Source organism: Humibacter ginsengisoli (genome assembly GCF_054780095.1).
In genome coordinates this window covers 203496-224095 of record NZ_BAAGWZ010000012.1, presented here as the reverse complement: position 1 = coordinate 224095, position 20600 = coordinate 203496, and the positions used below count along the sequence as shown (strand labels likewise).

The following is a 20600-nucleotide window of genomic DNA, read 5'->3' as shown; positions in this document are numbered from 1 at the left end:
GCTGCAAGCCGGGCGCGTCAAGGAGTCGCGGAGCCTCTTCGGGGTCGCGCATGTCTCAGAAGGCGCGGGTTCGGGGAACGCGTGGCGCAGTTTCCGAGACACGACTCCTGGCCGTGTCGCACAACCTGCCCGCGATCAGCACGGAAGCCGCAGGAACTGAGACACGCCTCCCGCGTCGGTCGGGCAGAGAACATATCGCCGCAGCCGATGGCTGTGTGCGCATCGAGGTTGGGTGCCTATCCTCGCCGTCATGATCTCGAACTCACGAACCGGGCTCCTCTGGGACGCTTCGTCTCTCGCCGCACCCGGCACCATCGAGCTCCGAAGCGCGGACTTCGGCGACAACGGCTTCATCCCGTTGACGCATGCCGCCGTGCGCGCCGGCGGCGAGAACCTTTCACCAGCACTGGCATGGACCGCTGCCGCGAGCGTTGCCCAGTTCCTGCTGGTCATCGAGGATCCGGACGCGCCCAGTCGCATCCCGTATCTGCACTGTCTCGCGCTTCTGGATGCTTCGCTGCGCTCGCTCGAGCGAGGTGCGCTCAGCGCGCCGCACGTTGGGCGCGGAGTGCAGTTCGTTCGCTCGGCTGAAGGCATCGGCTACCTCGGGCCCGCCCCGCCGAAGTCACACGGGCCGCATCGCTACGTCTTCGAGTTGTTCGCGCTGGAAGCACCGCTCGACCTCGGAGCGAACGCCGACGCGCTTTCGCCGGATGCCCTCACCGGGCTAGTCGTGAGCAACGCCAAGGTGCTGGCTCGCGGGCGCATCGACGGGCTCTACAAAAGGAGCTGAGTGGCGACCTCAGTGCTCTACTGTTCGGGCCATGGGTGACCCTGAACAGGTACCGATCTATCCCGACCTCGACGCAGACGAACGCACCACGCTCACACAGTTCCTCGACCTCTACCGCCGACGCGTCATCGCCAGGTTCTCGGCGTTATCCGACAGGGAGTCGGGAGCGGCGAGCTTGCCCGCCACGAGGCTCACACCCGGCGGAGTCGTCAAGCACCTCGCGCACATGGAGGATCACTGGTTCACCGTGCGGATCGGGGCGGGAGAACTTCCCGAACCGTGGGCATCCGCTCCCTTCACCAGCCAGCCGGACTGGGACTTCGAATCCGCTGTCGAAGACACCGTCGAGCAGCTCACGGCGTTGTATCAGGCTGCGTGCGACCGGAGCCGTGCCGTGGTGGCGTCGATCCCCGATCTCGACACGAGAGCATCCCACCCCTCCTTCGGAAGGGGTCCCGTCACGCTGCGCTGGGCACTGGTGCACATGCTCGAGGAGACTGCGTGCCACGAGGGACACCTCGAGCTGCTCACCGACCCGTTCGCAGATCACCTCGGCCACGCGTAGCTCCGCACCACGAAAGAGTCGGTTCGAGGGTCACGTTCGAGTTCCACGACGGGGACGCGTACGTGCTGGATTATGAGGACTACCACTGATGAACGAGACCAAGCAGATGTTCAACCCGCCTCACCCCGGCGAGTTCATCACCGAGACATATCTTGAGCCCCTTGGCATGAGCGGTAGGCAGTTGGCAGACCGTCTCGGCGTTGCTCCCTCAACCATGATCCGGGTGCTGAACGGCACGAGCCGTCTCACCCCGGAGATGGCTGCGCGCCTGGCTAAGGCGCTCGGCTCGACGCCTCGTTTCTGGCTGACGCTCCAGACCAACCATGATCTGTGGCGTGCGCGGGGCGTGGACGTGTCCGGCATCACGCCGATCGACACGGCCGCCTGAGTTCGTCGTCCCGCCGCATCATCGAACCGCTGCTCGACGATGAGTAGCGTTGGCATCGATGACTGAGGGTCGAGCGGTGGACGCACCAGGACGAATCCGGATGGTGCTGGACCTCGCGATCCGGCTGGCCGAAGTGTTGTTCTCCTCGGGCGCAGGAGCAGCGGATGCGACCGCCGCCATGACCGCGATCGCCGGCGCGTACGGGGTGCGGAACGTCGACTCGGATGTCACGCACACCGTGCTGAGCCTGACCTGGACGAACCCGGGCACGTACGAGTCGGTGTCGCGACGCCACACGATCCCGGCCCGCGGGATGGACTTCGCCCGGTTGGCCGCGGCGTCCACCCTGTTCGAGGAGATTGTCGACGGGAAGTTCGAACTCGACAAGGCACGGCGTCACCTGGCGCGAATCGCGTCGCACAAGCCGCAGGCATCCCGTCTCGTGCTGCGCATCGGGTGGAGCCTGATCGGAGGCGGCGCGGCACTCCTCGTCGGCGGCGACCTCCTCGTGGCGGCAGTGGCGTTCGTCGCGGCGTTCGTGCTGGAGAGCATCACGTCGCTCATGGCTCGGCGCCGCGCTCCGGTCTTCTTCCAGAGTGTTGTCGGCGGGGTCGTCGGACCGGTCGCGGCCGTCGTCGTGCACCTCGTACAACCGCAGGAGTCGGCACGTCTGGTTGTCGTCGCCACGATCATCGTGCTGCTGGCAGGCACCGCGATCTTCGGCGGCGTGCAAGACATCCTCTCCGGCTTCTACCTCACCGGGCTCGCGCGGCTCACCGAGGCGCTCGTCATCACGATCGGCATCGCGGCCGGGGTGATCGGCGCATCCCTCGTGTTCTCGGGCCTCGGACTGTCTCTGGATGTGATGTCGAGCGGCACGCAGACCGGCGGGCCGCCCGCGATCACGGTCGCGGCCGCCATCGTCATCGTGATCGGCTTCGCGCTCGCGACTCAGGTGCCGTGGCGCGCGCTCTGGGCTGTCTGCCTGCTCGGCGCGGTGGCGGAGGCGCTCTACCTCGTCTGCGCGGCGAACGCGTTCGGGCCGGTGTGGTCATCCGCTATCGCGGCACTTGCCGTCGGGATGCTCGCCTCGATCCTCGCGCACCTGAGCCGCACACCCGTGCTCGCGCTCGTGATCACCGGTCTCGTTCCACTCCTTCCCGGCCTCGTACTGTTCAACGCGCTGATGCAGCTGGCATCCGGATCGGTCGCCGGCGTGCTCGCTGCGCTCGTCGCGGCCGCTGTCGCTGCAGCACTCGCTGCAGGCGCCATCGCCGGACAGTACGTGACACAGGCATCCTGGCGGAACATGTCGCGCGGCACCCGGCGGGTGCGCGGGCCACTGCTGTCGATCGCGTCACGACGCCGGAAGCTCTGAACGGGCCCCATCGGAGCGACCGCTCTGCCCGCAACGAGGCCGGCCGAGCCCTTTCAGCGGTGGTGCCCGCGAGGCAACAACGCGAACGCGCTGTCTGCAATCGAGGTCAGGCGGGCGGGACTCTGGCCGGAGGCGCCCACGACGTCGATCCCGCGGATGACGGTCAGCAGAAGGTAGGCAAGATCGTCAGGATCGGCGTTCGGGTCGATGTCACCGTTGCGCTGCGCCGCGCGCACACACTCGGCCACAGCGGTGACGACCACGGAGAAGCATTCGCTGGCGAGGCGTTGAACCTCGGCGTCGGAGGCGCCGATCTCCAGGGCCATCTTGGCGGCGAAGCAGGCCGCAGCAGCCCGGTCAGGGGCGGGCGGCACGTCATCGGCGAGTGGCACCCCGCGAACCGCGCGAAGCAAGTAACCGTGCAGTCGCTCCAAGGCGCCGTCATCCGGTCCGGCGAGCGCCTTCGGCGCGAGCTCGCCCAGGCGGGCAAAGTATCCGGCCATCGTCTGCAACAGCACGCCGTGCTTGTCGTCGAATGCGGCGTAGAGGCTGCCGCGGCCCAGGCCCGTGGCAGCGCTGATGTCGTCGACGCTCGTGCCGTTGTAGCCCGTGGTGCGGAACTGCCGCTCGGCGGCATGCAAAACGTGGTCACGGTCGAAGCTTCGTGGTCTCCCCATACGCAAAAGCTAGCTCCAAGACGCAGTTCTTGACAACTCAGTACAGAACTCTATAGATTCCTGACTGTTCAGTACACAATCAGCCTGCGCACCGCGCGCAACGCAGACGAAGTCATGCCCACAAGCGAAGGAATCAACATGCAGACAGCTTCCTCAGTGGCCGTTGTGACCGGAGCCTCCTCCGGGATCGGGCGGGCGACGGCGCTCGCCCTCACGGAGGCCGGCTTCACGGTGGTCGGTACGAGCCGCAACGCGGCGACTGCCGCACCGCTTGCCGGCGTGACGTTCCTCGATCTCGACGTGGCCAGCGACGTGTCGGTCCACTCCCTGGTTGAGGAGGTGATCGAACGGTTCGGTCGGATCGACGTCCTGGTCAACAACGCGGGCGTGGGGGCCGTCGGCGCCGGTGAGGAGAGCTCGATCGACCAGACCAGGGAAGTGTTCGACATCAACGTCTTCGGTCTGATGCGAATGACGAACGCCGTGCTGCCCCACATGCGCGCCCAAGGCAGTGGCCGCGTGGTCAACGTCGCATCGGTGCTCGGCCGGATTCCAGCGCCCTTCATGGCCGTGTACGCCGCCACCAAGCATGCCGTTGAGGGCTACGCCGAGTCCGTCGATCACGAGCTTCGCGAGCACGGCGTGCGGATGCTGCTGATCGAGCCGGGCTACACGAGCACGAGTTTCGAGGCGAGCAGTCTGGCACCCGACTCGCCGCTGCCCGCCTACGCCGCACAGCGGGAGATCTCCCGAGACGTGCTGTCCTCCGCCATACGCACTGCCGATGCCCCGGACGTTGTCGCGAAGGTGATCGTCGCGGCCGCCACCGATTCCCGACCCAAACAGCGGTACACCGCTGGCTCATTGGCAGGCCGTGTCAGCCTGCTGCGCCGGTTCGTGCCCTCGAGCGCCTTCGACAAACAGATCCGCAAGCTCAACCGGCTGCCGAAGAACTGACTGAACCAGGGCTGAAAAGGAAAGGCAGGAGACCATGGCTGTAAGCACGACTCTTTCGTACGCAAGCGACTCACTGGCCGAGGGGATCGTCGACGTGGTGGTGATCGGCGGAGGCGCTGCGGGCCTCGGCGGTGCGCTGATCCTCGCCCGGTCCCGCCGGTCGGTCGTCGTGATCGACAGCGGCTCCCCACGGAATGCGCCCGCGGAGGCTGTGCACGGCTTCATCGTCCTCGACGGCACCCCGCCGTTCGAGGTGCTCCGACGAGGCCGGGAACAGGTGCGCCAGTACGACGGACGAGTGATCCACGGCGAGGTCGTCGCGGCCGAGGCTGCTTCCCCGTCGGCCGACGGGGACCTGCGGTTCATCGTCACCCTGGCCGACGGCCGCCGCATCACCGCTCGCCGCATCCTGGTGGCCACCGGCCTCACCGATGTGCTGCCAGAGATTCCAGGGCTCGCCGAGCACTGGGGCCACAGTGTGGTGCACTGCCCGTACTGCCACGGCTGGGAGGTGCGCGATGAGCCCATCGGCATCATCGCCACAGGCCCGGCTTCCATCGGCCAAGCGTTCCTGTTCCGTCAGCTGACCGAGGACCTGACCTACTTCACCAACGGCGCCGACCTCGACGAGGACAGCCGCGCCCGCTTCACCGCCCGCGACATCCGCATCATCGACACCCCGATCACCGAGATCGTCGACGACGAGGACGGTGCCCTCGCCGGGGTCCGCCTGGCCGACGGCCAGGTCGTGGCCCGCCGTGTCCTCGCCGTCGGCACGCACATGCAAGCCCGCAGCAGAGGTCTAGAAGGACTGCGCCTGCCGATGCAGGACCTGCCGAACAACACGGGACGCGGTTTCGCCTCCGGCACGGCCGGGATTACCGAGGTGCCGGGTGTGTGGGTGGCGGGCAACGCCGCCGACCCGGCCGCCCAGGTCGGTTCCTCCGCAGCGGCAGGGGCAGCGGCCGCCGCGAACATCAACAGCATGCTGGCCTCCGCGGACGCCGACGCGGCGCTCTAAGGAGCATCGCCGAGGTAGGCCTAAAAGGGGCCAGAGGATGATCGTGAAGCTTCGACATCTCGGCTCGGCATCGCCGGAGCTGTAGGTCCACGTCCGGCGTCACCCAGCTGCAGCGCAGGAACGCCGAGAGGCAGCAGTGAGAGAACGAGGAGCAACGGGGCGCCGAGTGAATCACGCACAAGAGGGGCGAGCCGATGCCAGGTCTCCGTGGCCCGTCCGGCGATGCGGAGCAGCATGGCTTCAGGCTAGGACACGGCTTGCACGAGCGGATGGCGCTTCTCGCCTGGTGGGCGGCGACCGACGGTGCTGATCGCGGTTCATCCCGTGCTGGCGCCTACGACCAGTTCCGGCACGATGAGCTCGCCGGGCGCATCCGGTTCGCCCGCCACTTCGCGCACGAAGCGCTGCATCACGAGTTCGACGATCGAACGGATGGGCGTGCGAACGGTGGTCAATGACGGCACCAGGTTGCGCCCGATCACGTCGTGGCCGAAGCCCGTGACCGCCAGATCGCGGCCGATGGCCATGTCGCGTTCCGCGGCGGCCTCGTAGATCTGCTCGGCGAGCTGGTCGCCGCTGCACACGACGGCTGTCGCGTCGCCCGAGATCGCGGCGGCTCTCGCCACGCTCGACGGATCGCCGTCGGTGAGAACGGACTGTGGCGGAAGGCCGAGCGCCTTCATCGTGGAGTGGTAGGCATCCGCCCGCTCCTTGTCCCAGTAGTTCATCGGCTCATACCCGAAGTAGACGATTCGGCGGTGGCCGCGCGAAGCGACGTGTTCGATGGCGAGCCGGATGCCCGCCGCGTTGTCGATGTCGACCCAGGGCTGGCGCTGGCTCGGTTCGGTGCGGCCCATGCACGCGAACGGCGTGCCGTACTCGGTCACCAGCGCAACGCGCGGGTCGTCACTCTTCAGGTTCGAGAACACGAAGCCGTCGACGCGGGCTGAGCGGATCAGATCGCGCATCGCGTCGAGGCTGGGCACCATGAGCAGCACGTGGTAGCCGCGCTTGCCGGCGGCGAAGGTGAGCTCGCGTCCGAAGTCGAGGTTGAACACATCGTCCTTGCCCTCGATGTACTCGTCGAGCGGGAATGCGAGCTGACCGGTGCGCAGTGATCGCAGGCTGCGCGCGCCGGGATGCACCACGTAGCCGAGCCGGTCCACCACGTCACGCACGCGCTCCGCCGTCGCGGCGCCGACCCGGCCGGTGCCGTGCACGACGTTCGACACGGTCTGCCGGGAGACGCCTGCCGTGCGTGCGACGTCGTCGATGGTCACGCGTCCCGTTCCGGTCATCTCGCCTCCTCCCACGATCTTGGTGCATTCGTTGACAGAGACTCGGCGCGTCTGTCACGATGGCACCACGCCCCATGATCGAACGTTCAACCAATGCGGTCAACCGGGTGGTCCATGGAAGACGAAGGAGTTGTCGATGGAGACCTCATCATGACCGGGGTGGCGCAAGACGTCCCGGTGAAGGCGCGGCCCGCGCCCGCGAAGAACGTGAGGAACCGCGCGCCAGAGCGCAAGCGGTATCTCGCGGCATACGGACTACTCGCCCCCAGCCTGTTCGGGGTGGTGGTCTTCCTGCTGATCCCCGTGATCTTCGTGTTCGTGCTGTCGTTCATGAAGTGGAACATGCTGAATGCACCGGCGTTCGCGGGCTTCAGCAACTACATCGACGCGTTCAAGTACGAGGGTGCGTGGCACGCTCTCGTCGTCACGTTCTGGTACGTGCTGCTGAACATCCCCGCGCAGACGGTGCTCGCCCTCGGCATGGCGATGCTGATGAACCGGAGGGGCAGGTTCACCGCGGTCATCCGCGTGCTGTGCGTGCTCCCCTATCTCGCGATGCCGGTAGCGATGGGCGTGGTCTGGCAGTGGATCTTCGCCCCCAGCACCGGTGTGGTCAACACGCTGCTGCACCTTATCGGCATCACCGGGCCGAACTGGCTCAACTCACCCGGCTGGGCGATGCCGGTCGTGGCGTTCGCCAACATCTGGCAGTACGTGGGCTACAACATGCTGTTCTTCCTCGCCGGGCTCGCCGCGATTCCGCAGCACGTCTACGAGGCGGCATCCATCGACGGCGCGTCGCCGTGGAAACGCTTCTGGTTCGTCACGCTGCCTCTGCTGCGGCCAACCATGCTCTTCGTCGTGGTGACGGGCGTCATCGGATCGTTCCAGGTCTTCGACACGGTCTACGTGATGACCAACGGAGGCCCTGGCACGTCCACCACGGTGATGAACATCCTCATCTATCAGAACGGGTTCGAGGGATTCCGGTTCGGCACGGCATCCGCGCTCTCGGTCATCCTCTTCCTGATCATCCTGGTCGTCACTCTGGTGCAGTTCAACTACTTCCAGAAGAAGACCGTCTACGAAATGATGTGAGGAGTTCCGACCATGACATTCAATGCCGGACTGCGCAAGACGCTCTACGTTGTCGTGCTGCTCCTCATCGCCGCGGTCTTCCTGACCCCGTACATCTTCTCGATCTTCGCCGCGTTCAAACCGCTGTCGGAGATCCAGTCGGATCGGGCCTGGCAGCTGCCCTCGCACTTCACCTGGGACAACTTCGTCACGATCTTCACCCAGTACCACTTCGCTACGTACCTCGCGAACACGGTCGTCGTGACGGTCATCCTCACCATCGGCCAGGTTGGCTTCTCGCTGCTGGGCGCGTACGCCTTCGCGCGTATCAAGTTCCCCGGCCGTGAGGCGATCTTCTGGGGCTTCCTCGCCATGCTCATGGTGCCGAACGTGGTGACGATGATCCCGCTCTACATCATGATGTCGGGCGCGGGACTCGTGAACACGTACTGGGCGCTGTTCCTGCCGTACGTGTTCGGCACCCCGTACACGGTCTTCCTCATGCGGCAGTATCTGCAGACGATCCCGGGCGAGGTGGTCGAAGCCGGACGCCTCGACGGGCTCTCGGAGCTGGGCATCCTGCGTCGCATTATCGTTCCGCTGGCGAAGCCGGTCATCCTGACGGCCGCGATCATCGCGGTCATCTTCGGCTGGAACAACTTCCTCTGGCCCCTGATCGCCACCGACTCGAACGACCTGCAGGTGCTCAGCGTCGGGATCGCGAACTTCAACTCGAACTATGCGCAGCAATGGAACCTGGTGCTCGCGGGCTCGCTGGTGGCGCTCATCCCGATGGTGATCCTGTTTGCCATCTTCCAGAAGCACATCGTCAACTCGGTGAACCTGTCGGGAGCGAGCCGATGAAGCGGCGGCAGTTCCTCCAGCTCGCCGGGGCTGCGGCGGGAACCCTTGCGTTGAGCGGATGCTCGGCAGCCGGCTGGGGATTCAGGGGCGACGGCGGTAAGACGGTCGATCTCACGTACGCGCTGTGGGATGCGAACCAGCAGATCGGCCTCACGAAATCGGTCGCCGAGTTCATGAAGCGGAATCCCAACATCCGCGTCACGATCCAGCAGGTGCCGTACGGCAACTACCAGCAGAAGATCACCGAGCAGTACATCTCGGGCAACGCGCCCGACGTGTTCTGGGTGAACACGCCGTGGCTGGCCGATTGGGGACGGGGTGGTGTGCTCACGGATGTCGCTCCGAAGGTGAAGCAGGCCGGCATCGACATGAGCCGGTACTACCCGGCACTGGTCGACCTGCACACCGACGGCGACCATCTCTGGGGCCTGCCGAAGGACTGGGACACCATCTGCTTCTTCTACAACGCGACCCACCTCGCCAAGTGCGGTTACGCGAAGCCGCCGACAGACCTCGAGTGGAATCCGACGGACGGCGGGAGCTTCCTGCACTTCTTGAAGCGGATCACCCTGGACAAGAACGGTCGCAGCGCGCTCGACGCGGGATTCGATCCGGGGAACATCGCCATGTACGCCACCGCCGCGACGAACAGCTACCAGGACTCGTTCGGCAACTACATGGCGATGAACGGCGGCTCGATGCTGCCTAAGCCGTACGCCACCTCGTCGACGATGAACAGCCCGCAGAACCGTGAGATGTTCAGCTTCATCACCGACATGCTCAGCGCCGCGCACGTCATCGTGCCGGCGGCGCAGACCGGGCCGAACGGGGACTCGACGAACGTGGAGACGCTGTTCGCCTCCGGCCAGATGGCCCTATGGATGACCGGCGACTGGAATACTCTCACCGTGAGCCAGCTCTCCGGCTTCAAGATCGGCGTGATGCCGATGCCATCTGGCCCGAAGGGACGCATCAGCGTCTTCAACGGCCTGATCGACGCGATCGTGAGCAACACGCCGCATCCGAAGGAGGCATGGCAGCTCGTGCAGTGGCTTGGCGGTCCCGAGTCGCAGCGCATCATGGCCGAGGGCGGATACGTGTGGTCGGCGATCAAGGAGCTCGACCCGCTGTTCCTCGCCTACTGGAAGAAGAAGGGCCTGGACATGTCCTGGTTCCTGGATGCCGCGCACGGCAAGACGGTCAACTTCCCGGTGGCCACGGGCATGCAGGAAGCCCTGACCAATGTGACGACCACCCTCGGGCCGGCCTTCCTCGGGCAGGAACCGGTCGCGAGCTCGCTCGCCGCGGCCTCCGAGATCTTCGACTACCGCATCTCGTACGCCAGCAAGAAGTGACGCACTGCGGCTCCGTCGTGCGTTGAGAACCCACGCAATAAAGCAACGAAAGGTGACAATGATCTCCATCGGAATGGTCGGTGCCGGCCAGTTCGCCCCTTCTTTCGCCAAGCTGTTCAAGGCGCATCCGGATGTCGACCGGGTGCTGGTGACGGACATCCTGCCCGGGCGCGCTTCGGAGCTCGTGGAACGCGAGCACCTCGACGGAACGGTCGAAGACTTCGATGCCATGCTGGCCAGCGATGTGGATGCCGTGGCCATCTTCACTCAGCGGTGGACGCACGGGCCGCTCGTGGTCGCCGCGCTGAAGGCCGGAAAGCACGTGTACTCCGCGGTGCCGATGGCCATCTCGGCCGAGGAGATCGCGGCGATCATCGACACGGTGAAGCAGACGGGCCTCACCTACATGATGGGCGAGACCAGCTACTACAACCCGGCCACGGTGTTCGCGCGCAAGAAGGTGGCGGAGGGCGCGTTCGGGCGCATCATCTACGCCGAGGGCGACTACGTGCACGACATGGACCTCGGCTTCTACGCCGCCTACCAGTACAGCGGGGGCGAGGGCTGGAAGTCGACGGCCAGTTACCCGCCCATGCTCTATCCGACGCACGCGATCGGCGGGGTGCTCGGGGCGATCCCGGGCCATGCGGTGAGCGTGAGCTGCATCGGCATCGTCGACGACCGGGGCGACGGCGTGTTCGACAAGGAGGTGAGCCAGTTCGACAACGACTTCTCGAACGCGAGCGCGCTGTTCGAGCTGGACAACGGCGCCGTGATGCGCACCAACGAGATGCGCCGGGTGGGGTATCCGTCGCAGATCCGCGAGTCCCGGTTCCGCTACTTCGGCACCGAGGCCAGCTTCGAGCAGTTGGCGACGGTGTCGCTCTGGCAGGACAAGTACGAGGTGTTCGACGTCAGCAAGCAGCTCGACACCGAGGCATCCATGTCTCTGGATGACCCGGAGCTCGCCGATGTCGCGCCCGAGCTGCGGGAGTCGTTCGTCTCCGGCTACGCCGAGGTGCACGACCCGTCGCGGCTGCCCGAGGAGTTCCACGGTCTGCCGAGCGGCCACGAGGGCAGCCACCATTTTCTCGCCGACGACTTCGTGCGGGCCGTGGTGGACGGCACGCTTCCGCCGGTGAACGCGTGGGTCGCTGCTCGCTACACGCTGCCCGGGATCGTGGCGCACGAGTCCGCCCTGAAGGGCGGAGCGCGGCTGCCCATCCCCGACTTCGGCGACGCGCCCGCCTGATCGGCGGCGCCTCTCCTCCTGCTCGGTAGCGCCTGCTGTCTTACGGAATAGTGGACGCCCGTTGCCGTTATGCCGCGCGACAACGGCAATGGGCGTCCACAATTTGGAGGGAGGACGCCGCAGGCGTCGGTCATCGACAAAGAGGAGCAGCCCATGCGTGCAATCGTCCATCACGAGTTCGGCGACCCCGCGCACGTGCTGGGGGTCGAGGATGTCGCGGTTCCGCAGCCCGGGCCGCGCGAGGTGCGCCTTCGGGTGCTGCTCTCGCCGATCCACAATCACGACCTGTGGACCATCCGTGGTACCTACGGCTACAAGCCCGAGCTGCCGGCCCGCGCGGGCACGGAGGCCGTGGGGATCGTCGACGCGCTCGGTGACGAGGTCGAGGGGTTCGAACTCGGGCAGCGCGTCGCCACCGGCGGAGCGTTCGGGGCATGGTCGGAGTACGTGATCGCGAAGGCGGGAGCGCTGGTTCCGGTGCCGGACGGCATCCCCGATGAGGTCGCGGCGCAGCTCGTCGCGATGCCGTTCAGCGCCATCTCGCTGGTGGACTTCCTCGGCGTGCGGGAGGGAGACGTCATCCTGCAGAACGCGGGAAACGGCGCGGTCGGGCGGCTCGTCGCGCAGATCGGGGCGAGCCGGGGCATCCGCGTGATCGGCGTCGTGCGAAGGCACGCGGAGGTCGCCGCGCTCGCGGATGCCGGAATCTCGGATGCCGTCGCCGCCGACGACCCGACGTGGCGCGACCGGGTGCGACAGCTCGCCGGCGATCAACCGATCGTCGCCGCGGTGGATTCCGTAGGCGGCACGGCATCGGGCGATCTACTCGACCTGCTCGGCCAAAGCGGAACGCTGGTGTCGTTCGGGGCGATGGCCTCCGACCGCATGGAGCTGTCGTCGGGCGCGGTCATCTTCAAGCAGGCGGTGATCAAGGGGTTCTGGGGCAGCAAGGTATCGGCCGCGATGCCGGCGGAGACCAAGCGCGCGCTGTTCGCCGAGCTGTTCGGGCTGATCGGCGACGGGCGGCTGACCCTGCCCGTGGACAGCGTGCACGCTCTCGACGACGTGCGTGCCGCCGTGGCCGCGAGCACGCGCGCCGGCCGGGTCGGCAAGGTGCTGCTGCGGCCCTGACACCGCCGAGAGTGCGCCGTTTGTGTCGCCGAGGGTGCGCTTTTGTCTTGCCGAGGGTGCGCGCTTGTGTGGCCGGGGTGCGCTTCAGCCCGCGGCGAGTTGGAGTTCTCTGGCGCGTCGTGCCTGCACGGCGGCCGTCCATCGGCCGTCGGGCTGGGCGCGCCAGCTCCCGTCAGGCGTGAAGTCGAGGTCGAGCGGCGCCAGGAGCGCGGCGTCCCAGCCGAGGGCCTCGGGACTGAGCGCATCCGGATGGTCGAAGTCGACGAAGAAGAGCACGGGCGTGCCGCGCTCGCTGAGGAGCGTGAGGTTCCATTGCGTGTTGCCGAGGTCGTACGTTGCTTCCATGGCAACGACGGATGCCCAGTTCATGGTTCGCCCTTCCGTTCTCCTGTGTAGCCTGTGCGGTAGCTTACTTACACGTCAGTAAGTTATGGCATCCGAGAATACTCATAGTCGGCAAACAGCCGCAGATCGGCGACATGACCGAGGAGCCCAGGTGACCGCATCCACGATGCGCGACGAGTCGCGCGGCAAGTCGAAGGCACGAGCGGGGACGGCGGCACGTCGCGAGGCCGTGCTCGAGGCCGCGATGAGCGTGTTCGGCGAACGCGGCTACAACAAGGCCGCGCTGACCGAGGTGGCGGAACGCGCAGGAATGACGCACGCCGGCGTGCTGCACCACTTCGGCAGCAAGGAGCGACTGCTGGTGGCGGTGCTGCAGTACCGCGACGGAGACGAAGTCGACGGGATCGCCGCCCGCGCGCAGGTAGACGGGCCGGCGTTCGTCGGCCACATCCTCGACACCGTCGAGGCCAACACCGAGCGCCGCGGCGTCGTACAGGCGTATGCCGTGCTGTCCGCGGAGTCGGTCACCGAGGGGCATCCTGCACAGGAGTACTTCCGCGGCAGGATCGCCGCGCTGCGCGAGAAGCTGATGCGCGTTCTGCGCGAGTTCGCGGCGCACGACGTGACCGACGACGAACTGCTGCGTGCGGCCAACTCGCTGATCGCGGTGATGGACGGGCTGCAGGTGCAGTGGCTGCTCGATCCGGATGCTGTGGACATGCGGGCCACCGTCGAGATGGTGATGAACGAGATCGTCGACAGGCTGGCATCCGGTACTCCTGCACCGGATGCCCGCGCTCGTGCCGCGCTGCTGGAGGCCAGGGGCGACTGAGCCGGCCGACGCCAGGCGTCGCCGACACTACGGATGCGCCGCCGACACTATGGATGCGCCGCCGAGACTACGGCCGTTCGCCCAAGTCTCGGTGTGGCATCCATAGTGTCGACGTGCCCGCTAGCCGACCACGCGCCCGCGCCAGGTGCCGACCGCCTCGACGTCGCCCGCGGCATCCGTCGCGGTGACCGAGACTGTGTGCGACCCCTCGCCGAGCTTGATCGGCCCGGTCACCGTGACGGGAGCGCGGCCGTCGATGTTCGCGGTGAGCACCGCGGACGTGTCACCGGTCGTGCCGATCACCAACGTGACGGACCCGCCCTTGTAGAAGCCCGCACCGTTGGGCTGAGCGCCAGGCGTGGCGAAGGTGACCGTTGTCACGGGTGTGCCCGCCGACGGGTAGTCCACGATGTAGGCGGTGTGTCCGGTTGGTGCGGTCGCCGACACGGTGTCGCCGGTGCCGTTGATGCCGTGCACGATGCCGCCGCCGCCGTTCAGGAATTGCGTGACCACGTGGTGGAACGCCACGTTCGGGTTCACCGGTGCCTGGATGGCGGACTGGGCGAACACGTTCTGATCGACGCCGCCGGCCTCGCGGGTCGGGTCGAAGAACGAGTAGATGCCGAGCCCATATGCGTGGTGGCTCGTCACCGTGTCGGCGACCTGGTATGAGGCGTAGCCGTCGCGGGTGCCGTCCATCCACGCGGATTGGGTGGGCGGATCGTAGGGCAGCTCGCTCTGGTAGAAGACCGTGGTGCCGTCGTTTCCGTTCCACACCGTCTGCGCCTGCTGGTAGTGCTCTACGAACAGCCCGTTCGCCTCCACGTGGTCGCCGTTGACGACAAGGCCGTGCTGGCCGGTGTTCAGCGTCCAGCCCACGCCCGTCCCGTGGTCCGCGCGCCACGACCAGATGTCGTCGAGCAGCACGTTGCTGCTGTTCACGACGATCGCGGTGTCCACGCTGCCTGGCTGGGCCCCGCCGATGCGCACGAACACATCGCTCAACGTTGTCGGATCGCTCGGGTCGCTTACCCGGGCACCGTCCGGACCGACCTGCACAAGCACCTTGCTGGTCTCGGCGCCGGCGTCGATGGTGAGTCCCGACACCTTGACGCCCTTCACGTCGCCGATCTCGATGGCGGCGTTGCCGTGCGTGGGCGTCAGCGTCGCCTCGCCCTGCCCGAGGATGACCGTGTCCGCTCGCCGCACCCGCAGCGCCTCATCAAGGTTGTAGACGCCGGGCGTGACGATGAGGTTCTTACCGGATGCCAGTTGCGCGTTGATGCGTGCCGCGGAGTCACCCGGGTGTGCGATGTAGAACGCGCTCATCGGCAGGGACGTGCCGGCCGAGGCATCCGTCGACCAGGACACACCCGACGCGTTCTTCTGCGCCTTCGGCACGAACACCCGGTACTGGCCCTGGCCCACGTAGAGGAACGGGGCCTGCCGGCTCTCCGGTGTGGAGCCCAGCGTGGTGTACGGCGGGTTCGGATACGCGGTGTCGCTCGGGGCGCCGGTCACGCCGGAGAACACCTGGTTCCACACCCCGTTCGACCAGGATCCGAACGAGCTGTTCTCGGTGTACCACTGCTGCTGTGAGCCGTTCGTCACGAGCCCGTCGACGTTCGAGTCGGCGAGGAACCCGCCGCTCGCGTAGGCGCCGAAGCGGCCCATCAGGGTCAGGTTGCCGGCGATGTCGACGCGCCGCAGAGGGGCGGCCTGCGACACCGACCAGCGCATGGTGTGCGGGTCGGTGATGCCTTCCGGGTACTGGCGTGTGGCATCCTCGCCGAGGGGCTCCTGGATCGGATTGATCTTGACGTTGCTCAAGCTTCGCCAGAAGTTGTCGAGCGAGCCGGGGCTCTGTCCCTCCCAGGGCGCCGTCGGATTCGGCTGGACGGGCTCGACGTGCAGGGCCCCGTTGATCGTGACGTCGTCGGGCGAACCGCCGAGACCCGCGACCGACTCGTAGAAGCCCACGTTGGCGTTGATGATGTTCGTCGCCTGATCGGGGCCGGAGTTGTTGGTGTTGGTGCCGCATCCGTACGTGCCTGGCAGGAAGTACACCTGGTACCGGTTCGACGAGAACTCCTGCTCGTTCGACACGGCCGCGAGCTTCGCGTTGATCGCGTCGTTGCTCATGCCGGGATCGAGGATGACCACGTTCGGTCCGAAGTCCGGCGCGGCCGGTGCGCGGTAGGAGGGGTCGGGCTGGCAGCCCGCCGTGGAGCCATCGGCGGGAGTCGCGGCGGATGCCGGCACGGCGCCCAGCAGGCCGAGCCCGCTGAGCGCGAGTGCCGACGAGGCGAGAACGGTCGCTCCCGCCAAGATGCGACGGGAGGGTGCGGAACGACTCATCTGGTTCTCCTTCTTGCCGAGCCGCCTGCACGCGGATCTCAGGCGGCGGTGCCTGAAAACGGGTGGAGCATGTCCCTGGTGGACTCGTCACTTACTGACTGGAAAGTAACCCTGCCACTGACCGCGTTCCTGCGCCACCCTTCGAGGAGACGAACCGGCACCCTCGGCGGTAGGAATGCGCACCCTCGGGAGGACGAACCCGCACCCTCGCGGGGACTGGAGCAGGCCTGGCGAGGGTGCGGGTTCGGGTGCGCGAGAGTGCGGGTTCTTCGCGGTCAGGGCTGGATGTTCTCCAGGTCCTCGAGCAGGCTCGGGTGGGTCGGCTCCCAGCCGAGCAACTCCCGGGTGCGTGCGCTCGACGACGGCTGGTCCGTCGCGAAGATCGGGCCGAGCGGGCCGTACGTCTCCTCGGGAACCTGCTGCACCGGCAGGCCGAGCCGCCGACCGATCACCGCGGCGATGTCGCGCACCGCGTCGCCCTCGTCGGCCACCGCGTGCCAGGCGGTCCCGGGATCCGCCCGCTCGAGAGCCAGCCGGAACAGCACGGCGGCATCCAGGGCGTGCACGGCCGGCCAGCGCTGAGAGCCGTCTCCCGGGTAACCGGAGACGCCGGTTTGGCGCGCGATCTGGGTGAGCAGTCCGGCGAAGCCGCCGGTGCCGTTGTTGTGGACGGTGCGCGGCAGGCGGACGGCACTGCTGCGCACACCGCGATCGGCCAGCGCGAGCGCGGCCGCGACGGACTTGCTTCGGCCGCCGACAGGCCCACCGGTGGGTATCGGGTCGCTCTCGGTCGACGCACGTCCGGGCTCGGCCGGCGTTCCCGAGACCTTGACGAACGGACGATCGGTGCCGACAAGTTCTTCGCCTATCACCGCGCTCGCGGCGGTCTCTTCCGCGATCGCTCGCTCGAGTGCTTCCTGGCCGCTGAAGTCATTGGCGAAGGCGAGGTGGATGACGCCGTCGGACTGGGCGACACCGGCACGGATGACGTCGAGCGCGGCCAGGTCGCCGCGCAGGGTCGTGGCGCCGGCCTCCTCGAGAGCCCGAGCGGAGGCATCCGAACGTGCGAGCGCCAGAACAGTGTGCCCGTGCTCGAGCAGTTCCGCGACGACGGCCGAGCCGACCAAGCCGCTGCCGCCGGTGATGAAGACGTGCATGTGATCTCCCTGGTGAGTAGTGGATGTGGGACCTCGGTCCACAAGTGATGGGACCGATGTCTCATCACTCTACACCTGTGATGAGACAAAAGTCCCGTCATTACACTGGATGCATGGCTCGATGGGAACCCGGTGCGCGCGATCGCCTCGTCGTCGCGGCCGTCGAGCTGTTCAGCGAGAAGGGCTACGACGAGACCACCGTTGCCCAGATCGCCGAGCGCGCTGGGCTCACGAAGAGCACGTTCTTCAGATACTTTCCCGACAAGCGCGAGCTCCTGGTCGCCGGGCAGGAGATCCTCGGGACACTGCTCGCGGAGGGCATAGCCGGCGCACCCTCGGATGCCACGCCATTGCAGGCCGTCGCTGCAGGTCTCAAGGCGGCCTCTGGCGTCATGAGCCCGATCAACCGTGAGCTCTGGCCGCGGATGAAGGCGGCCATCGCAGCAAGCAGCGAGTTGCAGGAACGGGACGCACTGAAGAGCGTCGGCCTCGCGGCATCCATGACGACCGCACTCGTCGCTCGCGGAGTACCGGACCCGACGGCCCACCTTGCCGCCGAGCTCGGTCTGCTCGCGTTCAAGCGCGGATACGCCGACTGGACGGAGGCCGACCGCGAGTCCGACCACGACCTCGCGTACTACACGTCGCGCGCTCTGGGCGAGCTGCGAGCGGCCACAGCTTCGCTGGGCTGAGCGAAGCCGGGCCTGGCCGATGCTGTCGTAGCGGGCGCTCCGCCGCCGGCAGTCGCGACAGGCGAGAAGCCAAGAGACAACAGCGGTGACCACGATCAACCGATCGGTGGCGCAGCCTGACCGTTCGGTTGATCCGGCCGGATCCGAGGCTCGCGACGCTGGAGTCATGACAAACACCGACTCCCTCCCGTTCCGCATCGACATCCCGGCGCTCCGGCGCGCGGCGTTCCGTCCTGTGCTTCTCCTGTTCACCGGTTTCCTCGTCGTCAGCGCCGCGATGATCGCCGTGCTCGTCGCGATGAGCGTGGGTGGCGCATCCATCGAAAGCGCCATCTGGATCCGCTGCTCGCTCGTGCTCGCCAGCGCCGTGGTGCTGCTGCTCATCGGGGCATCCGCCGCGCGCGGCTCGCGCGCCGCGTGGATCCGGCTGCGCATCATCACGCCGATCGTGGTCATCGCGGTCATCGTGATCGTCTCGATCCCCGGATTCCTCCCCGATTGGGTGCGCGTGGAGCAGGCGGTCTGCGGGCTTCTCGTGCTGCCGGCGGTCATCCTCGTCAACCTCCCTCGCATGGGACGCCTCTTCCCCAAAGCCGTGGCAACGGCCACGGCATAGGGTCGGTACGTGGTCGACCCGCGTTGGCGCACCGTTCTCACCTACGCGCCCTACCTCGTGCTGGGGATGCTCGCAGCATTCGCCCTCGGCACCGAATGGGGCGCACGGGCGCGCCTTGTGCCCGTGCTCGTGCTGTGTGCTGCGTACGGCGTCTGGGTGCTCGTGATGCGCAACCTGCCGTTCCGCTGGCGTGACCGTCCGGTGGCCATAGCGGTATTCGTGGCGGGCGCCATCCTGTTGAACCTGGCGCTCGTGCTTCTCCAGGGGTACTTCGGGTTCCTCACGATCGCGACGTTCACCTTCGCCTACTCGCTCGTCGAATGGCCGTGGGAGCTTCTGCCGGTAGGCGGCACAGCCGTCGTGGCGGGCCTGGCCCAGAGCTCGAGCTTCGGGGCGGACACGCTCGGCCTGATCGGCCGGGTCGTCGTCGTGGCGATCAACATCGTCATCATGTGCGGGCTCTCCTGGGGTCTGCTCATCGCGCAGCGACAGGACGAGCGTGCCGCCACAGCAGCGGAGCGAGCGAGGCTGGCGCGTGAGATCCACGACACGCTCGCGCAGAAGTTCGCCGGCATCGTGACGCAGCTTCAGGCGGCCGAACAGGCACCGGATGACGCGACGCGCCGCCGCCACTCGGATGCCGCGATCGAGCTCGCCAGGGACGGCCTCGCGGAGGCACGACGCTCGGTGCAGGCGCTCCGCCCGGCCGCGCTCGACGCGATGCGACTGCACGACGCCCTCCGCAACGTGGCCGCGAGCTGGTCGGCGCGCACAGGCATCCCCGTCGACTTCGGCGTCTCGGGCGACAGCCGAACTCTGTCGACGGATGCCGAGGTCGCATTGCTCAGAGCGGCGCAGGAGGCGCTCGCGAACGTCGAACGGCACGCTCAGGCGCACCGCGTGGCGCTGACCGTTCGATCGGACCGCTCGGGAACTCGCCTGGAGGTGCGCGACGACGGTTGCGGTTTCGATCCGGCGGAACGACACGGGCGGGCCGCCCGTACCGGGGAAGGCGGGTATGGTCTGGTGGCGATGCGGGAACGGATCGAATCCGTGGCCGGCGCCCTGACCGTCGAATCGAGGCCGGGACACGGCACGGCGGTGCGTGCGGAGGTTCCGGCGTGAGCGAAGCGACGCCCATCCGGCTGATGGTGGCCGACGACCACCCCGTGGTGCGCGACGGGATCGTCGGCATGGTGGCGTCCGCTCCCGATGTCGAGGTCGTGGGTGAGGCATCCGACGGCGCCCAGGCCGTCTCGCTCGCGCGTGTGCTCGACCCTGACGTCGTGCTGATGGACCTGCGGATGCCAGGCACCGACGGTGTCGCCGCGACCCGCGAGTTCGCCCGGCTGGGCATCCGTGCCAGGGTCGTCATCCTCACGACGTTCGACTCCGACGCCGACGTGCTGCCGGCGATAGAGGCGGGAGCGACCGGGTATCTGCTGAAGGATGCGCCGCGCGACGACCTGCTGCGGGCCATCCGTGCCGCCGCTGCCGGCGAGGCGGTTCTTGCGCCGTCCGTCGCCTCTCGCTTGATGGGCAGGGTGCGCGCACCGGCGGCGAACGCGCTGAGCCCGCGGGAGCTGGAGGTGCTCGCCCTCGTCGCCGACGGAGCCACGAACCGCGCGGTCGGCGCCCGCATGCACCTCAGCGAGGCCACGGTGAAGACGCACCTGCTGAGCATCTACGCCAAGCTCGGCGTCGGCGATCGCGCCGCCGCCGTGGCCGAAGGCTTCAGGCGCGGACTGCTCACCGGGTAGCCCGAACGTGCGTAGGCAGCCGTGGTCGAAACGGTGGGCCTGCTCGCAACGCTGCTGCGAAGGTGACAGCGCCGCGTGAACGCC

Annotated in this window: 21 protein-coding genes; 16 read left to right on the top strand and 5 right to left on the bottom strand. The window is 67.4% G+C overall.

The window, feature by feature from the left end; translation table 11 throughout:
* Positions 1-250 precede the first annotated feature (250 nt).
* The 4 genes from ACYVI5_RS18085 to ACYVI5_RS18070 all read left to right on the top strand — a co-directional run bounded on the left by ACYVI5_RS18085 (position 251) and on the right by ACYVI5_RS18070 (position 3124).
* Positions 251-793, top strand: a complete 543-nt coding sequence (locus tag ACYVI5_RS18085; RefSeq protein ID WP_460581471.1) for a YbhB/YbcL family Raf kinase inhibitor-like protein — start codon at positions 251-253, stop codon at positions 791-793.
* 31 nt (positions 794-824) lie between these two features.
* Positions 825-1358 (top strand): DinB family protein, encoded by a 534-nt coding sequence (locus ACYVI5_RS18080; RefSeq protein WP_460581470.1) that lies wholly within the window; start codon positions 825-827, stop codon positions 1356-1358.
* Between the two features lie 88 nt (positions 1359-1446).
* Positions 1447-1746, top strand: coding sequence for a helix-turn-helix transcriptional regulator (locus ACYVI5_RS18075; protein WP_460581469.1), 300 nt, complete (start codon positions 1447-1449; stop codon positions 1744-1746).
* A 100-nt stretch (positions 1747-1846) separates the two neighbouring features.
* Positions 1847-3124, top strand: a complete 1278-nt coding sequence (locus tag ACYVI5_RS18070; RefSeq protein ID WP_460581468.1) for a threonine/serine exporter family protein — start codon at positions 1847-1849, stop codon at positions 3122-3124.
* A gap of 53 nt (positions 3125-3177) precedes the next feature.
* On the opposite strand, the gene ACYVI5_RS18065 is transcribed toward ACYVI5_RS18070, so the two are convergent.
* On the bottom strand, positions 3178-3801 hold the full coding sequence (locus tag ACYVI5_RS18065) for a TetR/AcrR family transcriptional regulator (protein WP_460581467.1): 624 nt from the start codon (positions 3799-3801) through the stop codon (positions 3178-3180).
* 138 nt (positions 3802-3939) lie between these two features.
* On the opposite strand from ACYVI5_RS18065, the gene ACYVI5_RS18060 reads away from it, so the two are divergent.
* Both ACYVI5_RS18060 and ACYVI5_RS18055 read left to right on the top strand, forming a co-directional pair.
* On the top strand, positions 3940-4758 hold the full coding sequence (locus ACYVI5_RS18060) for an oxidoreductase (RefSeq protein WP_460581466.1): 819 nt from the start codon (positions 3940-3942) through the stop codon (positions 4756-4758).
* A gap of 34 nt (positions 4759-4792) precedes the next feature.
* Positions 4793-5779 (top strand): NAD(P)/FAD-dependent oxidoreductase, encoded by a 987-nt coding sequence (locus ACYVI5_RS18055; RefSeq protein WP_460581465.1) that lies wholly within the window; start codon positions 4793-4795, stop codon positions 5777-5779.
* A 317-nt stretch (positions 5780-6096) separates the two neighbouring features.
* Here the strand turns inward: ACYVI5_RS18055 and ACYVI5_RS18050 are convergent, their stop codons facing one another.
* Positions 6097-7077 (bottom strand): LacI family DNA-binding transcriptional regulator, encoded by a 981-nt coding sequence (locus ACYVI5_RS18050; protein ID WP_460581464.1) that lies wholly within the window; start codon positions 7075-7077, stop codon positions 6097-6099.
* Between the two features lie 114 nt (positions 7078-7191).
* Between ACYVI5_RS18050 and ACYVI5_RS18045 the strand changes: the two genes are divergently transcribed.
* The 5 genes from ACYVI5_RS18045 to ACYVI5_RS18025 all read left to right on the top strand — a co-directional run bounded on the left by ACYVI5_RS18045 (position 7192) and on the right by ACYVI5_RS18025 (position 12756).
* Positions 7192-8175, top strand: coding sequence for a carbohydrate ABC transporter permease (locus tag ACYVI5_RS18045; RefSeq protein WP_460581463.1), 984 nt, complete (start codon positions 7192-7194; stop codon positions 8173-8175).
* Between the two features lie 12 nt (positions 8176-8187).
* Entirely contained in the window at positions 8188-9018 is an 831-nt protein-coding gene (locus ACYVI5_RS18040) for a carbohydrate ABC transporter permease (RefSeq protein ID WP_460581462.1), read from the top strand.
* Positions 9015-10373 carry an ABC transporter substrate-binding protein gene (locus ACYVI5_RS18035; RefSeq protein WP_460537364.1) on the top strand — a complete coding sequence of 453 codons (1359 nt, stop codon included), beginning with the start codon at positions 9015-9017 and terminating at the stop codon, positions 10371-10373. The genes ACYVI5_RS18040 and ACYVI5_RS18035 overlap by 4 nt, the downstream gene beginning before the upstream one ends.
* 58 nt (positions 10374-10431) lie before the next feature.
* Positions 10432-11625, top strand: a complete 1194-nt coding sequence (locus tag ACYVI5_RS18030; protein ID WP_460581461.1) for a Gfo/Idh/MocA family protein — start codon at positions 10432-10434, stop codon at positions 11623-11625.
* Positions 11626-11778: 153 nt separating this feature from the next.
* The gene (locus tag ACYVI5_RS18025) at positions 11779-12756 is read left to right on the top strand and encodes a zinc-binding dehydrogenase (protein ID WP_460581460.1); all 978 of its coding nucleotides are present in this window, start codon (positions 11779-11781) and stop codon (positions 12754-12756) included.
* An 84-nt stretch (positions 12757-12840) separates the two neighbouring features.
* Here ACYVI5_RS18025 and ACYVI5_RS18020 read toward each other — a convergent pair whose 3' ends face one another.
* A complete protein-coding gene (locus ACYVI5_RS18020; protein WP_460581459.1) occupies positions 12841-13125 on the bottom strand; it encodes a hypothetical protein in 285 nt (94 codons plus the stop codon).
* Positions 13126-13252: 127 nt separating this feature from the next.
* On the opposite strand from ACYVI5_RS18020, the gene ACYVI5_RS18015 reads away from it, so the two are divergent.
* On the top strand, positions 13253-13933 hold the full coding sequence (locus tag ACYVI5_RS18015) for a TetR/AcrR family transcriptional regulator (RefSeq protein WP_460537370.1): 681 nt from the start codon (positions 13253-13255) through the stop codon (positions 13931-13933).
* A 120-nt stretch (positions 13934-14053) separates the two neighbouring features.
* On the opposite strand, the gene ACYVI5_RS18010 is transcribed toward ACYVI5_RS18015, so the two are convergent.
* Together ACYVI5_RS18010 and ACYVI5_RS18005 are read right to left on the bottom strand one after the other, a co-directional pair.
* A complete protein-coding gene (locus ACYVI5_RS18010; protein WP_460581458.1) occupies positions 14054-16291 on the bottom strand; it encodes an adenylyl cyclase in 2238 nt (745 codons plus the stop codon).
* Between the two features lie 275 nt (positions 16292-16566).
* The gene (locus ACYVI5_RS18005) at positions 16567-17448 is read right to left on the bottom strand and encodes an SDR family oxidoreductase (protein WP_460581457.1); all 882 of its coding nucleotides are present in this window, start codon (positions 17446-17448) and stop codon (positions 16567-16569) included.
* Between the two features lie 113 nt (positions 17449-17561).
* Between ACYVI5_RS18005 and ACYVI5_RS18000 the strand changes: the two genes are divergently transcribed.
* From ACYVI5_RS18000 to ACYVI5_RS17985, 4 genes are all read left to right on the top strand, one after another.
* Positions 17562-18140, top strand: a complete 579-nt coding sequence (locus ACYVI5_RS18000; protein ID WP_460581456.1) for a TetR/AcrR family transcriptional regulator — start codon at positions 17562-17564, stop codon at positions 18138-18140.
* Between the two features lie 166 nt (positions 18141-18306).
* On the top strand, positions 18307-18756 hold the full coding sequence (locus ACYVI5_RS17995) for a hypothetical protein (RefSeq protein WP_460581455.1): 450 nt from the start codon (positions 18307-18309) through the stop codon (positions 18754-18756).
* 9 nt (positions 18757-18765) lie between these two features.
* Positions 18766-19881 (top strand): sensor histidine kinase, encoded by a 1116-nt coding sequence (locus ACYVI5_RS17990; protein ID WP_460581454.1) that lies wholly within the window; start codon positions 18766-18768, stop codon positions 19879-19881.
* A complete protein-coding gene (locus ACYVI5_RS17985) occupies positions 19878-20516 on the top strand; it encodes a transcriptional regulator (RefSeq protein WP_460581453.1) in 639 nt (212 codons plus the stop codon). The genes ACYVI5_RS17990 and ACYVI5_RS17985 overlap by 4 nt, the downstream gene beginning before the upstream one ends.
* The last annotated feature ends 84 nt before the right edge of the window (positions 20517-20600 follow it).

Coding starts and splice junctions, on each gene's coding strand:
- ACYVI5_RS18085 (WP_460581471.1), top strand. CDS start 251: ATGATCTCGAACTCACGAACCGGGCTCCTCTGGGACGCTTCGTCTCTC.
- ACYVI5_RS18080 (WP_460581470.1), top strand. CDS start 825: ATGGGTGACCCTGAACAGGTACCGATCTATCCCGACCTCGACGCAGAC.
- ACYVI5_RS18075 (WP_460581469.1), top strand. CDS start 1,447: ATGAACGAGACCAAGCAGATGTTCAACCCGCCTCACCCCGGCGAGTTC.
- ACYVI5_RS18070 (WP_460581468.1), top strand. CDS start 1,847: ATGGTGCTGGACCTCGCGATCCGGCTGGCCGAAGTGTTGTTCTCCTCG.
- ACYVI5_RS18065 (WP_460581467.1), bottom strand. CDS start 3,801: ATGGGGAGACCACGAAGCTTCGACCGTGACCACGTTTTGCATGCCGCC.
- ACYVI5_RS18060 (WP_460581466.1), top strand. CDS start 3,940: ATGCAGACAGCTTCCTCAGTGGCCGTTGTGACCGGAGCCTCCTCCGGG.
- ACYVI5_RS18055 (WP_460581465.1), top strand. CDS start 4,793: ATGGCTGTAAGCACGACTCTTTCGTACGCAAGCGACTCACTGGCCGAG.
- ACYVI5_RS18050 (WP_460581464.1), bottom strand. CDS start 7,077: ATGACCGGAACGGGACGCGTGACCATCGACGACGTCGCACGCACGGCA.
- ACYVI5_RS18045 (WP_460581463.1), top strand. CDS start 7,192: ATGGAAGACGAAGGAGTTGTCGATGGAGACCTCATCATGACCGGGGTG.
- ACYVI5_RS18040 (WP_460581462.1), top strand. CDS start 8,188: ATGACATTCAATGCCGGACTGCGCAAGACGCTCTACGTTGTCGTGCTG.
- ACYVI5_RS18035 (WP_460537364.1), top strand. CDS start 9,015: ATGAAGCGGCGGCAGTTCCTCCAGCTCGCCGGGGCTGCGGCGGGAACC.
- ACYVI5_RS18030 (WP_460581461.1), top strand. CDS start 10,432: ATGATCTCCATCGGAATGGTCGGTGCCGGCCAGTTCGCCCCTTCTTTC.
- ACYVI5_RS18025 (WP_460581460.1), top strand. CDS start 11,779: ATGCGTGCAATCGTCCATCACGAGTTCGGCGACCCCGCGCACGTGCTG.
- ACYVI5_RS18020 (WP_460581459.1), bottom strand. CDS start 13,125: ATGAACTGGGCATCCGTCGTTGCCATGGAAGCAACGTACGACCTCGGC.
- ACYVI5_RS18010 (WP_460581458.1), bottom strand. CDS start 16,291: ATGAGTCGTTCCGCACCCTCCCGTCGCATCTTGGCGGGAGCGACCGTT.
- ACYVI5_RS18005 (WP_460581457.1), bottom strand. CDS start 17,448: ATGCACGTCTTCATCACCGGCGGCAGCGGCTTGGTCGGCTCGGCCGTC.
- ACYVI5_RS18000 (WP_460581456.1), top strand. CDS start 17,562: ATGGCTCGATGGGAACCCGGTGCGCGCGATCGCCTCGTCGTCGCGGCC.
- ACYVI5_RS17995 (WP_460581455.1), top strand. CDS start 18,307: ATGACAAACACCGACTCCCTCCCGTTCCGCATCGACATCCCGGCGCTC.